This window comes from Roseovarius sp. YIN77, from assembly GCF_057219155.1.
Genome location: NZ_JBXVVI010000003.1, coordinates 69,588 through 81,504, shown reverse-complemented (window position 1 = coordinate 81,504; position 11,917 = coordinate 69,588). Strand labels below are relative to the sequence as shown.

The 11,917-nt window shown below is 57.0% G+C and carries 15 protein-coding genes; 9 read left to right on the top strand and 6 right to left on the bottom strand.

Features of this window, described 5'->3' with window-relative positions; all coding sequences use genetic code 11:
• Nucleotides 1-7: 7 nt before the first annotated feature.
• Nucleotides 8-1,399 carry a sensor histidine kinase RegB gene (gene regB, locus AC2D8P_RS05675; RefSeq protein ID WP_484701271.1) on the bottom strand — a complete coding sequence of 464 codons (1,392 nt, stop codon included), beginning with the start codon at nucleotides 1,397-1,399 and terminating at the stop codon, nucleotides 8-10.
• Between the two features lie 96 nt (nucleotides 1,400-1,495).
• Here regB and AC2D8P_RS05670 point away from each other — a divergent pair, with 96 nt between their 5' ends.
• From AC2D8P_RS05670 to AC2D8P_RS05660, 3 genes are all read left to right on the top strand, one after another.
• Nucleotides 1,496-2,116: an SCO family protein gene (locus AC2D8P_RS05670; protein WP_484701269.1), complete on the top strand. Its 621-nt coding sequence runs from the start codon at nucleotides 1,496-1,498 to the stop codon at nucleotides 2,114-2,116.
• A 69-nt stretch (nucleotides 2,117-2,185) separates the two neighbouring features.
• Nucleotides 2,186-2,740: an ActR/PrrA/RegA family redox response regulator transcription factor gene (locus tag AC2D8P_RS05665; protein ID WP_484701268.1), complete on the top strand. Its 555-nt coding sequence runs from the start codon at nucleotides 2,186-2,188 to the stop codon at nucleotides 2,738-2,740.
• Nucleotides 2,737-3,030 carry a hypothetical protein gene (locus AC2D8P_RS05660; protein ID WP_484701266.1) on the top strand — a complete coding sequence of 98 codons (294 nt, stop codon included), beginning with the start codon at nucleotides 2,737-2,739 and terminating at the stop codon, nucleotides 3,028-3,030. The genes AC2D8P_RS05665 and AC2D8P_RS05660 overlap by 4 nt, the downstream gene beginning before the upstream one ends.
• Here AC2D8P_RS05660 and AC2D8P_RS05655 read toward each other — a convergent pair.
• Nucleotides 3,027-3,626, bottom strand: a complete 600-nt coding sequence (locus tag AC2D8P_RS05655) for an HD domain-containing protein (protein WP_484701265.1) — start codon at nucleotides 3,624-3,626, stop codon at nucleotides 3,027-3,029. The genes AC2D8P_RS05660 and AC2D8P_RS05655 overlap by 4 nt on opposite strands.
• A 209-nt stretch (nucleotides 3,627-3,835) precedes the next feature.
• Between AC2D8P_RS05655 and AC2D8P_RS05650 the strand changes: the two genes are divergently transcribed.
• The 4 genes from AC2D8P_RS05650 to AC2D8P_RS05635 all read left to right on the top strand — a co-directional run bounded on the left by AC2D8P_RS05650 (nucleotide 3,836) and on the right by AC2D8P_RS05635 (nucleotide 7,072).
• The gene (locus AC2D8P_RS05650) at nucleotides 3,836-4,144 is read left to right on the top strand and encodes a hypothetical protein (RefSeq protein WP_484701263.1); all 309 of its coding nucleotides are present in this window, start codon (nucleotides 3,836-3,838) and stop codon (nucleotides 4,142-4,144) included.
• A gap of 79 nt (nucleotides 4,145-4,223) precedes the next feature.
• Complete coding sequence (gene ahcY / locus AC2D8P_RS05645) at nucleotides 4,224-5,612, top strand: adenosylhomocysteinase (protein WP_484701262.1); 1,389 nt, start codon at nucleotides 4,224-4,226, stop codon at nucleotides 5,610-5,612.
• A gap of 141 nt (nucleotides 5,613-5,753) precedes the next feature.
• Nucleotides 5,754-6,218: a hypothetical protein gene (locus AC2D8P_RS05640; protein ID WP_484701260.1), complete on the top strand. Its 465-nt coding sequence runs from the start codon at nucleotides 5,754-5,756 to the stop codon at nucleotides 6,216-6,218.
• 407 nt (nucleotides 6,219-6,625) lie between these two features.
• Entirely contained in the window at nucleotides 6,626-7,072 is a 447-nt protein-coding gene (locus tag AC2D8P_RS05635; protein WP_484701259.1) for a DUF2853 family protein, read from the top strand.
• Between the two features lie 5 nt (nucleotides 7,073-7,077).
• Here the strand turns inward: AC2D8P_RS05635 and AC2D8P_RS05630 are convergent, their stop codons facing one another.
• Genes AC2D8P_RS05630 through tsaD form a run of 4 tightly spaced genes read right to left on the bottom strand, consistent with a single transcriptional unit; the run spans nucleotide 7,078 to nucleotide 9,830 of the window.
• Entirely contained in the window at nucleotides 7,078-7,497 is a 420-nt protein-coding gene (locus AC2D8P_RS05630; RefSeq protein ID WP_484701257.1) for an EVE domain-containing protein, read from the bottom strand.
• Nucleotide 7,498: 1 nt separating this feature from the next.
• On the bottom strand, nucleotides 7,499-7,768 hold the full coding sequence (locus AC2D8P_RS05625; RefSeq protein WP_484701256.1) for a YciI family protein: 270 nt from the start codon (nucleotides 7,766-7,768) through the stop codon (nucleotides 7,499-7,501).
• A gap of 2 nt (nucleotides 7,769-7,770) precedes the next feature.
• Complete coding sequence (locus tag AC2D8P_RS05620; protein ID WP_484701254.1) at nucleotides 7,771-8,736, bottom strand: NAD(P)H-dependent glycerol-3-phosphate dehydrogenase; 966 nt, start codon at nucleotides 8,734-8,736, stop codon at nucleotides 7,771-7,773.
• Nucleotides 8,733-9,830: a tRNA (adenosine(37)-N6)-threonylcarbamoyltransferase complex transferase subunit TsaD gene (gene tsaD / locus AC2D8P_RS05615; protein ID WP_484701253.1), complete on the bottom strand. Its 1,098-nt coding sequence runs from the start codon at nucleotides 9,828-9,830 to the stop codon at nucleotides 8,733-8,735. The genes AC2D8P_RS05620 and tsaD overlap by 4 nt, the downstream gene beginning before the upstream one ends.
• 71 nt (nucleotides 9,831-9,901) lie before the next feature.
• On the opposite strand from tsaD, the gene AC2D8P_RS05610 reads away from it, so the two are divergent.
• Nucleotides 9,902-10,597, top strand: a complete 696-nt coding sequence (locus AC2D8P_RS05610; protein ID WP_484701251.1) for a uroporphyrinogen-III synthase — start codon at nucleotides 9,902-9,904, stop codon at nucleotides 10,595-10,597.
• Between the two features lie 83 nt (nucleotides 10,598-10,680).
• Nucleotides 10,681-11,907: a COG4223 family protein gene (locus AC2D8P_RS05605; protein WP_484701249.1), complete on the top strand. Its 1,227-nt coding sequence runs from the start codon at nucleotides 10,681-10,683 to the stop codon at nucleotides 11,905-11,907.
• The last annotated feature ends 10 nt before the right edge of the window (nucleotides 11,908-11,917 follow it).

The window sequence follows — 11,917 nt, the reverse complement described above, 5'->3', positions numbered from 1 at the left end:
AGCACGATCAGCCGGTAATCGGCGGGTTCTTGGCCAAAGCCTTGCGCGCGGTTGTCTCCTCTGGCCCACGGTCCCCGCGCGGCCAGATCAGCTCGACAATTGCGCCGCATTTTTCTGGCTTTTCCTGTTCGACCAAAAACGGATCGGCCCCATTGGCAAAGCTCAGCTCGGCGCGGGTGCGCTCCAAAAGCGTTTTGGCGATAAACAGACCCAGACCCATGCCTTCATATTCCGGGCGCTGCTTGGCGGCGGGGGGGCGCCGACGCCGCACAAACGGATCGCCAATCCGACCCAAAAGCTGGGGGGCAAAGCCGGGACCGTCGTCGCTGATTTTGATGCGAATACGCTGATCGGACCAGCGCGCCTCTACCCATACGCGGCTTTCGGCGAAATCAACGGCGTTCTGCACGAGATTGCGAAGCCCATGAATCAATTCCGGTTGGCGCTGCAATGTGGGTTCCGGGCCGCCTCCGGCAGATGCCCGATAGTCAAAGATGACCTCTTTGCCCCGGTCCAGATGCGGCTCTGCGGCCTCTGTAACAACAGCAGATAACAGCGCGCTTCGCAGATGGGTGTCGTCTTTGCCTGCGCGACCCATAGAGCGCAAGATTTCCCGGCATCTGTCGGCCTGATCCCGGATCAACTGCGCGTCTTCGCTTAGCTCTGGCCGATCGGTCAATTCGTCCACCAGTTCGGAACTGACAAGCTTGATCGTCGCCAGCGGCGTACCCAGTTCATGCGCGGCTGCGGCAACCACACCCCCCAGATCCGTCAGCTTCTGCTCTCGTGACAGGGCCATCTGCGTGGCCAGCAATCCTTCGGACATAGAGTGGATTTCAGATGTCACGCGGCGGGCATACACCCCCATGAACAATGTGCCGATCAGAATGGCCACCCAATACCCAAAGACAAAGATGTCGGGCATGCGCAGGACAAACCCCTGTTCCGTGCGTAGGGGCAGGTGGTAGGTGGTCAAGGCGGTTGCGCAGAAAATCGCCACCGCCCCCAGCACAAATGTGGATCGCAAATGCAGCGCCGTGGCCGAGATTGTCACCGGCACCACGATCAGAAAGGCAAAGGGGTTGTGTAAGCCCCCGGTGAGATACAAAAGCGCCACCAGCTGCGCGATGTCAAACAGCAGCATCGCCAAGGCCTGTGCCTCGGTGACCCGCTTGTTTTCGGGATAAACAAACAGCGCAACCAGATTGGCAATCACCGACGCGCCGATCACCATGAATACATATCCTAGCTCTAACCGTAGATCGAATTGCAGATGGGCAATCGTTACTGCCAGCGCCTGACCGGCAATAGCAACCCAGCGCAGAAGGCTGAGCGTGCGCAATCGCAGCCATTCGCTGCGGGCGTCGCTGCTAAACAGGGCAGGGGTGGGGTTGGTCATGTTGCTCGCAGGATTGTGAATGCGTCAGGTTGCACCATTGCTAATCTTGCCTAGGAATGCAAACAGCGGCACAGCTATCTGATAAGGATTATTCTGATGCTCAAAGCCTACGCGATTACAGCATCTGTTGCGATGACCGGCCTTTTGGCGGGTCTGTGGTACATGACCACTGGCGGGGTCGAGGATGCACTGGCCCAATGCCGCCGCGGCCAGGTGGCTGGTGGTACGGATACGATTGGCGGGCCATTTACCCTGATTGATCATAAGGGTCAGGACGTGACCGACGCCGATATCATTACCGGCCCGACCCTGATTTATTTCGGATATACATTCTGCCCGGATGTCTGCCCCGCCGACACGGCCCGCAACGCGATTGCCGTGGATCTGTTGGCAGAGGCGGGCCATCAGGTGACGCCGGCGATGATCTCGATCGATCCCACGCGTGACACACCACAGGTGATGGCAGATTACGTCTTTAACCTACACGAACGCATGATCGGGTTGACCGGATCGGCGGACCAGATCAAGACCGCCGCGCGCGCCTATTATGTTTACTATAAAAAACAGGACGGAGACCCCGAATACTATTTGATGGATCATTCGGTGCTGACCTATCTGGCCTTCCCCGAATTGGGCGTCGTTGAGTATTTCGGGCGCGATGTCACACCAGAGGTTATGGCCGAAAGCACGGCCTGCTTCGTCGACGCAATAGAATGACGCGTTGTTTGACCCCCCGGTGGTGACTGTCTAAACATAAGCAGAACAGGTGACGCAAAGGGGAACGGCATGGCGGAGCGGGAGCTTCTGGAAATCGGCGACGACAATTCCTTGCTATTGGTTGATGACGATGAGGCGTTTGTGCGTCGATTGGCCAGAGCAATGGAAAAACGCGGCTTTTCCCCGGAAACAGCAGAGTCCGTCGCGGCGGGCAAGGCCATCGCAACGGCGCGCCCACCGGCATACGCCGTCATCGACCTGCGACTGGAAGATGGCAATGGGCTGGATGTTGTTGAAACCCTGCGCGAACGCCGCCCCGATGCCCGGATTATCGTGCTGACTGGTTACGGCGCCATTGCCACGGCCGTTGCTGCGGTGAAATCAGGGGCAACGGATTATCTGTCCAAACCAGCGGATGCCAATGACGTGACAGCTGCGCTCTTGGCCATGCCGGATGAGCTGCCACCACCGCCGGAAAACCCGATGTCGGCAGACCGCGTGCGGTGGGAACATATTCAGCGCGTTTATGAGCTTTGTGATCGAAACGTCTCGGAAACCGCGCGACGTCTGAACATGCACCGCCGGACGCTGCAGCGCATCCTTGCCAAACGCAGCCCAAGATGAGGGCGCTTGCGCCGATCGCCTTGCTGGCCGTGGCGGCCTGTACCCAGCCTGCGGATAATCCAACCCGTCAGGTTGGTGATGAGGTTCTGATTGCCCTACAGGATGGTTGGAATTGCTATCAGGGCCGATGTTTTCAATACCACGCCCATACGGGCCAGATACAGGCAGTTGGGCATGAACGGACGGGCATTCCGGTTTTGGCTGAGATCAATGATGGCGAGGTCACACCGCGCAACTTCCTACGCCTGTTCAACGCCGCGCTAAGCGCCAACGATTTCGCCGATTACTAGATCATCTGTTCCAGCAACGCCTGAACGCGCGCGCTATAGGCATCGCGCACCTCAACAGGCGGGCGCAGATGAATGAACAGCCCTTTGACCAGTTCGGGCCGCGGGCGACCGAACAGTTTATTGGCCTCGGTCACGGAAAATCCGGCGATTTGGGTGGCCTCCAGCCAAGCAGAGACAGAATCGGCCCGTTTGATTTGTTTTTTGATGGTGGCAGGTGTTGTGGCCGGCAGGCCAAAGCGCAGATGAATAGCCGCCGTCAGGCGATCATCCAAGGCGCCATATCCTGGGCCAACGGCAGCCTTAACCGGGGAAATCATATCCCCGATTACATATTCCGGCGCGTCATGCAGCAAGGCGGCCAAATGCCACTTTGGCGCCACGCCGGGGGCAATGCGGGCAAAAATTTCATCCACCAGCAATGAATGTTCAGCCACTGAATAGGGGTAATCGCCATGGGTTTGCCCGTTCCAGCGCGCCACAAAGGCCAGCCCATGAGCGATATCTTCGATCTCGATATCCATCGGCGTTGGATCCAGCAGGTCCAATCTGCGGCCTGATAGCATTCTTTGCCAGGCGCGCGGGGCTTTTGACGGCATCAGATGACCCTCTTTACGGCACTATTTCTCTCAAGCATTTGAAAAACATCTGAAAAATATCCAACGTTACAAACACTGTCGGCACATTAACGGCAATGTGTTGCCGCGTCATTGGTAAAAATTAGCCCGTATTTCCATATAATATTCAGAAATGGGGCCCATGTTCCCCGGCAGGAACATCAGGTCCCGGCAACGGAAAGGAAAGACTGATGTTCAAACGGACCATGACCGCTGCGCTGATATTCGGCGCTGCCGCGCTTGCCCCGCCAGCACAGGCACAACCTGTCGCGCCCTGTATGGCGCGCGGGGATCTGATTGACACGCTGAACAAAAAATACAGCGAAACAATGATCGGCGGAGGGCTGCAAAATGCCCAGCAATTGCTGGAAATCTGGCGATCAGAAGAAACGGGCAGTTTTACAGTTATCGTAACCAACGCCGATGGCGTCAGCTGTATCGTGGCCTCTGGCCAGCACTGGCAGGCGGCGGTGATGGAACCCGAAGGGGTGGCAGGCTGACCCCCGTGATACGACATTGCCCTGATCGCGCCCTGATGCTATCTGCCCTGCGACCCACGTTTCGCAAGGAGCCACCCCCATGGCACAGGATTACATCGTCAAGGATATTGCGCTGGCGGAGTTCGGCCGGAAAGAGCTGGACATTGCCGAAACCGAGATGCCAGGCCTGATGGCTTTGCGCGAAGAATACGGTGACAGCAAACCGTTGAAGGGCGCGCGGATTGTCGGCTCCCTGCACATGACCATCCAGACCGCGGTTTTGATCGAAACCCTTGTGGCGCTGGGCGCCGATGTGCGCTGGGCCTCTTGCAACATCTTTTCCACTCAGGATCATGCGGCGGCGGCCATTGCCGCAAGCGGTATCCCGGTTTTTGCCATTAAGGGCCAATCGTTGGAGGAACACTGGGACTATCTGGACAAATCCTTCCTGTTCGCCGATGGCCCCAACATGATCCTGGATGATGGTGGGGATGCGACGCTTTATATCCTGCTGGGTGCTCGTGCAGAGGCCGGGGAAGATATTATTTCTGTTCCAACCTCGGAAGAGGAAGCCGCCATTAAGGCGCAGATCGCCAAGCGCATGGCCGCGTCACCCGGCTGGTTTACTAAAATGCGCGACCAGATTCAGGGCGTGACAGAGGAAACCACCACGGGTGTGAATCGCCTGTATCAATTGGTTAAGGAAGGCCAACTGCCCTTCCCGGCGATCAACGTGAATGACTCTGTCACGAAGTCGAAATTCGATAATAAATACGGCTGCCGGGAATCGCTGGTTGACGGCATCCGCCGCGCCACCGATACGATGATGGCGGGCAAGGTCGCTGTTGTCTGTGGCTATGGTGACGTGGGCAAAGGCTCTGCTGCATCCCTGCGCGGTGCTGGCGCCCGTGTGAAAGTCACCGAGGTTGATCCGATCTGCGCCCTGCAGGCGGCAATGGACGGGTTCGAGGTGACATTGCTGGAAGACGAGATCGACAGCGCCGATATCTTCATCACCACCACGGGCAACAAAGACGTGATTCGCATCGAGCATTTGCGCGAGATGAAGGATATGGCCATCGTCGGTAATATCGGCCATTTCGACAATGAAATTCAGGTCGCGAACCTGAAAAACCACAAATGGACAAACATCAAGGATCAGGTCGACATGATCGAGATGCCAAACGGCAATCGTCTGATCCTGCTGTCAGAGGGCCGGCTTTTGAACCTTGGCAATGCGACCGGGCATCCTTCGTTCGTGATGTCGGCCTCGTTTACCAATCAGGTTCTGGCGCAGATCGAACTGTGGACCAAGGGCGATGAGTACGAAAACAAGGTCTATATCCTGCCCAAGCATCTAGACGAAAAAGTCGCCCGCCTGCATTTGGGACGGATTGGCGCCAAGCTGACCAAACTGGACAAGGACCAGGCCGCCTATATTGGTGTGACTCCTGAGGGCCCATTTAAGCCGGAACATTACCGGTATTGATCCAACTACCATCAGTCGCAAAAACCCAGCAATATGCAGGGTGTTCGATTTGAGCGCCGCCTCAATTTGGCTGTAAATTGATCGATTATAGAATTCATGATAGCTTGTGAGAACTCGATATGGGGCAGTGGAAAGCAAGCCATGCCAACTCATTGGGCACTAAGTTATTTAAAAAATTCTAAAGCATATTTCCTGTGCATACTTTTTGTGGCTTCGCTTGCTGCCTGTTCTCATCCGTTAACAGAGCAATCCAGACTGTTGGCAGAAGCGCAAAGCATTGAAGTCTCGATCTTGCACAAACCACTTGTGACGATTGAAACCCCACCAAACATAAAACCATCCGTTGACGGCAATGCAAATCGTGGTGCCGCTGAGGGGATGAACTTCATCTTGGATGGGGGTAGTTCAGGAAATCCATTGGAAGTTTTACTTATCCCAGTTTTAGCAATTGGAGGCGCAGCGGTAGGCTCTGTCGCTGGAAGCGTTCGAACCCCAAGCGAAGAGGGGTGGCAGGCCATAGTTGCGCAGAATGAGGATAATAAGCGCATGAGCACGCGCTTGATGGCGGCTATGTACAGTCCAGAAGCGCGGCGAGCGATTAATTAGCGGTTTTTGGAGTCGTTATCAGGCGCGGCCGAAAAGCACGGGACCTGTGTTCAACAGGCAAACGATCGCAGACAATGCAGAACAAAACCTGCTTTGCATCTCGAAATTACGTTTGACCAAATTGTTGACCTAAAAGGCGACTTTAATCCCTATCGGGGCGCCACAAGGCCAAATTATCTCTTGTCAGCCAAGATAAGCCTCATTCCGGAGGCGGGAGTTGAGCCGGGCTGCAGGGAGTATCACGAATCATTTGAAGTTCTGGCGATAGTACCACCGCCAGAAATTTCGGCGGGTCAACTGCGGCAAATCGTAATTAGAAATCAGATCGGGAAATTCACAGATGAAATTTTAGGTGACATATATGGCGCGCGTGATGGATCAATTACAAAATACTCAGGAGTACTTCCGTGCTAGGCGCAAAAATATTGCGGCTAAAGAAAGTAACTTCTCAACAGCACGAAACATATGGTGCAAGGTTGCTAGGGTTTTTTGTAAAGGATGATCACTACACGATGGGCAGGCGCGAAAATCTGATCGAGCAATATGCAACGGACCTTCGTGATAAATGCGGGCTCACTCCGAACAGGCTGCTTTTGGAGAAGGTTGCCATAGGCTGTGGACCGCTGATCTATCACGACAATACAGCCTTCGTTTCCGCGGAAAATTTGGCCGATCGCGCCCAGATCAAAAACAACTTTCTGATCCGCAAACTCGGAATGCCCGACACGCCGGTTCTGGATGCCGCGATCGACGCGATGTTTGAAATATATGGCGGCACGGTCCCGCAAAAACACCGCGCCGTGATTTATTATCTATTGGTTAAACATTTCGGGAAAGAGGACCATTACCCCTGAACAGTTCAAGGTTCGATCCCGGCCATTTCACACACAATCACCCATTCGGTATCACTGACGGGCTGAACCGACAGACGGGTGTTGTTGACCAGAACCATGTCGGTCAGGCGCGGGTCTTCTTTGCACATTTGCAGGGTCACTGGTGTGTTCACTGGCTTCACCGCCTTGATATCCACGCATTCCCAACGCGGGTCATCCGTGGTGCTGTCGGGATGGGCCAGGGCACAGACCTCGACCACACCGACAACCGCCTTTTCCTTCAGCGAATGATAGAAAAAGCCCAGGTCACCGATCTGCATGGCGCGCATGTTGTTGCGCGCCTGATAATTGCGCACCCCGTCCCACTCTTCACCAGCGTCGCCTTTGGCCACCTGATCATCCCAGCTCCAGGTGTTGGGTTCGGATTTAAACAGCCAATAGGCCATGTCAGATCACCTTTTTCCATTCAATCAGGGTGACGCTATCAAAGAGCCCGGCCTTGGCATAGGGATCATTATCGGCCCAATTCTGTGCCGCCGCGCGATCCGCCACATCCATAATGATCATTGATCCGCACATCTGTCCGGCCTCATCCAGAAATGGCCCGGCCTGTTCGACGACGCCGGTTTCGCGGATATAGGATAAATGTGCCTCTCTGTTATCCAACCGGGTTTGCAGATGACCTGCCTTATCTTTGGTGATGAGGGCAAAGCGCATGATTATTCCTTTCGTAGGGGGCGCGACAGCAGTGACGATATCGCCTCTGCCACGGTGATATGTTGGCCGACCACCGCGCTGATGACGGTGGAGATGGGCATGTCTATATTGCGGTTTTTAGCAAGGTTAGAGACTGCTTTTGCGGTTGCGGCACCCTCGACCGTGATCTTCGCGTCGAACGCGCTCCCCGCTCCCAGCGCCAGACCAAAGCGATAGTTTCGGGATTGGTCTGATGTGCAGGTCAGCGCCAGATCGCCAAAGCCTGACAGACCCGACAACGTTTCCGGAAGGGCGCCCAGCTCACCCGCCAGCCGGGTCATCTCTGCATAGCCCCGGGTCATGATCGCGGCGCGCGCACTTTCGCCGAGGCCCGCGCCTATGGCGATCCCGCAGGCAATGGCGACCACGTTTTTCAACGCCCCGCCCAGCTCGGCCCCGGCCACGTCCGTGGTGCGATACAGCCGCAGATTGCTGGTCGACAGATCGTGCTGCAATTCCCCGCAGATCGCCTCATCCTCGCAAGCCAAAGTCAGGGCCGTGGGCAGGCCGCGGGCGATATCCGCGGCAAAGCTCGGGCCGGTTAGGATCGCGGCGGTGGCGTTCGGGACGATCGCGGCAATCACGGCGCTGGGCCCGGTCAGGGTGTTCAGATCGATCCCCTTGCAACAGGCAACCAGCCGTTTTCCCGAAAAAACGGCTCTATTCTGGCCCAAAAGGGCCGAAAGGCTTTGCATCGGTACGGCCATCAGTAAGGTATCGACCTCTGCCGCCTCGATCAGTGAGCTCGTCGGTCGTAGAGAATCTGGCAAAGTGATCCCGGGCAGCCGTGCTTGATTTTCACGCGTCTCTGCCATAGATCGTGCTGCTTCTGCATCCCGCGCCCATAGGGTCACAGGCTGCCCATCCCGCGCTATGGATATGGCCAGCGCGGTTCCAAATGCCCCTGCTCCGATCACTGATACGCTCATGCCTTGGCCCCTTTCTTACCTGATCCCAGCAGGGCCGGGGCGGTTGTGTCAAGCGGCCAACGTGGTCGTGCGGACAGGGCCATGTCATCCACTTGCCCGATCCGATACCGCTCTATGCCCACCCAGGCGATCATTGCGGCATTATCTGTGCACAGCGCCAACGGGGGCGCCAGAAACGCGACACCTTGTTCAGCACATATAGACTCTAATCCAGCCCGAATCGCCTGATTTGCAGCCACACCCCCTGCCACTGCCAGGCAGGGGTTTGAGGGCTTTTCAGACAAATATTCGGTGATGGCGCGGCGGGATTTTTCCACCAAAACATCGCGCACGGCCACTTGAAATCCAACACTTAGGTCATCGCGATCCCGTTCGCGCAACCCGTCTTGTTCCGCAATCAGCGCATCGCGGGCCCGCAAGAGCGCGGTTTTCAAGCCGGAAAAGGACATATCGCACCCCGGTCGATCCAAAAGCGGCCGGGGAAAGCGGAACCGAGTCTCATCCCCCGCCTTCGCACGGGCTTCGACAATCGGCCCACCGGGTTGCCCCAATCCCAACAGTTTCGCGGTTTTGTCAAAGGCTTCGCCCGGGGCATCATCGATTGTACCCCCCAGGCGGCGGAAATCATCCGGGCCGCGCACGATCAGAAACTGACAATGCCCGCCAGACACCAGCAGCATCAAATAGGGAAAGCTGATCTGATCTGTCAGTCGCGGGGTCAGGGCGTGCCCGGCCAGATGATTGACCCCAACAAGGGGCAAGCCCGATCCTATGGCCAATCCTTTGGCGCACATCACACCGGACATGACACCACCGATCAATCCTGGCCCGGCAGTAACGGCAATGGCATCGACGTCTGGCAACGCCATTTTCGCCTGTGTTAGAGCCTGCTCTACGCATAAATCCAACCGTTCTGCATGGGCGCGGGCGGCAATTTCGGGGACAACCCCACCGAAATCGGCATGCAGATCTGTTTGGCCCATCACAATATTGGCCAGAATTTCAGGCGCTGATCCCGATCTATGGCGCACGACGGCGGCAGCGGTGTCATCACAGCTGCTTTCCAGTCCCAAAACGGTCAAGGTGTCGGTCATCGTCTCGCCGGTTGCCGTGATCCTTTCCCGCAGGTAACACTGTGAACGTCTGCTTACAATCCCGAGGCACCATGACCACCGCTCCAACAGTGCTGATCACACGACCAAAGGCGCAGGCGCAACGCTTTGCCGCACAGTGTCGGGGGGCTTTGGAGGCTAAGTTTGATATCACCTTGTCCCCGGTGCTGCGGATCGAAACCTTGCCGGCCCCTGATCTGGATCAGGCATCGGGTGTGATCTTTACCTCTGAAAACGGGGTTTTGGCGGTTGCGGATAGGGCGCGTGCTGTGCCGGCCTATTGCGTGGGTGCCCGGACAGCCGCCGCAGCGGCGCAGGCAGGATTTGTCGCGCGGGCAGCGGGCGGAACCGCGGCACAGCTTTTTGCCATGATCAGGCAAGCCCGTCCCCAGGGGACGCTTTTGCATCTACGTGGGGCGCACCAAACCGGTGATCTTGTCGGTGATTTGTGCAAGGTGGGAATGGCGGCAGAGGGCCACGTTGTTTATGAACAGCACGAACAGGCCCTGACACAAGGGGCCGTCAATCTGCTGCGCGGCAGAGACCAGGTGATCCTGCCACTGTTTTCGACCAGAAGCGCCCAATTGGTGCTTGGTCAGGTCGGCGAGTTGACAGAATCGGTGCATGTGGTGGCGATCAGCCCGGGCGTGGCGGCAACCTGTTCTGATCAGGCCAAAAGCATTTCCACCGCCAAAACACCTGATGCAGATGGAATGATTGCAGAAATTTCGCGATGGATGGTCGCCTGATCGAATCCAAAGGTCGATCCGGGCTGGTCAAATCCCAAAGGGGCGCACATTATAGAGAGGCTGCTTTAACAAGGGTGGGGCACGTGGCCAAAACGACCAAATCAACCAAATCTGTAAAAGGCAAATCCCAGACCGCGGATGTGATTGCCGAAGAAGAACAGACGGTTTCGCCAGAAGACCAGAAACCCGAACAGGAAGTGATTGATCCAAAACCAGACGCGGCTAAGGACAAAACAGACCCTGAAGCCTCTGAGGCCAGTGACGACGATGCATCTACAGAGTCCGCAGAAACAGTTGCGGACGGCGATATCATCGAACCCACACCCGAACCTGACCCTGTAGGCGAGGCCGAAGACAGTGCCGCCCCAATAACGGCTGAAGATACTTCTGCCAGCGCCCCTTCGGACACGCACCGCGCATCTGCGCTGCCACTTATCTTGGGCGGGGTGATTGCCGCGATCATAGGTTACGCCGCCGCGCAGGTACTGCCCGGCATTGGTGGATCGGCAGAGATTGCGGCACTGCAGGAACAATTGGAACAGCAGGATCGGGACATCGACGGCCTACGTGCAGAACTTGGGGCGATCGAACCCGCCCCGACCCCTGCCGCCGATGGGTTGGAAGATCAGATTGCTGAGTTTCGGTTGCAGGTTGCGGATCTTTCCACCCGGCTGACAGATCTGGAACAACGCAGTGTGGATGAGGGCGGCGCGCCGTCCGAGCTGACAACAGCCTTGCAGGCAGAGGTGGCGCAGCTTCGGGCGCAGATGTCTGAGCTTGCCAGTTCCGGCGCGACCCAGCTTGATTCAGCCAGACAGGCCTTGCTGCGCGCAGCGACCACCCGGATCGCTACTGCGATTGACAGCGGCGAGGGCTTTGTCGAGGCGCTGCGAGAATTTACCGACAACAGTGATATGACCCCACCTGACACCCTGTCTGATCTGGCCTCAACCGGCGTCGCGACAGAGGCGGAGCTTCGGCAGGGGTTTGCCCCTGCTGCCCGCGACGCCATCGCTGCGGAAACAGAAGCCCGGATCGCAAGCGGGGAGTTATCGCGCGTTTCAGGGTTTTTGCAGCAGCAATTGGGCATGCGCTCTCTCAGCCCGCGCGAGGGCGATGATGCAGATGCGATCCTGTCCCGGGCCGAGGATGCGCTGGACCGCGGCGATCTGCCCGCCAGCCTGGCAGAACTGGAAAACCTTCCGTCCTCTGCCGCCCCGGCCATGCAGGATTGGATCGCACTTGCCGAAAACCGGCTTGCCGCCCTTGCCGGGATTACTGACCTGACTGACGCGCTGAACAGCAACTAAGGACGTATTG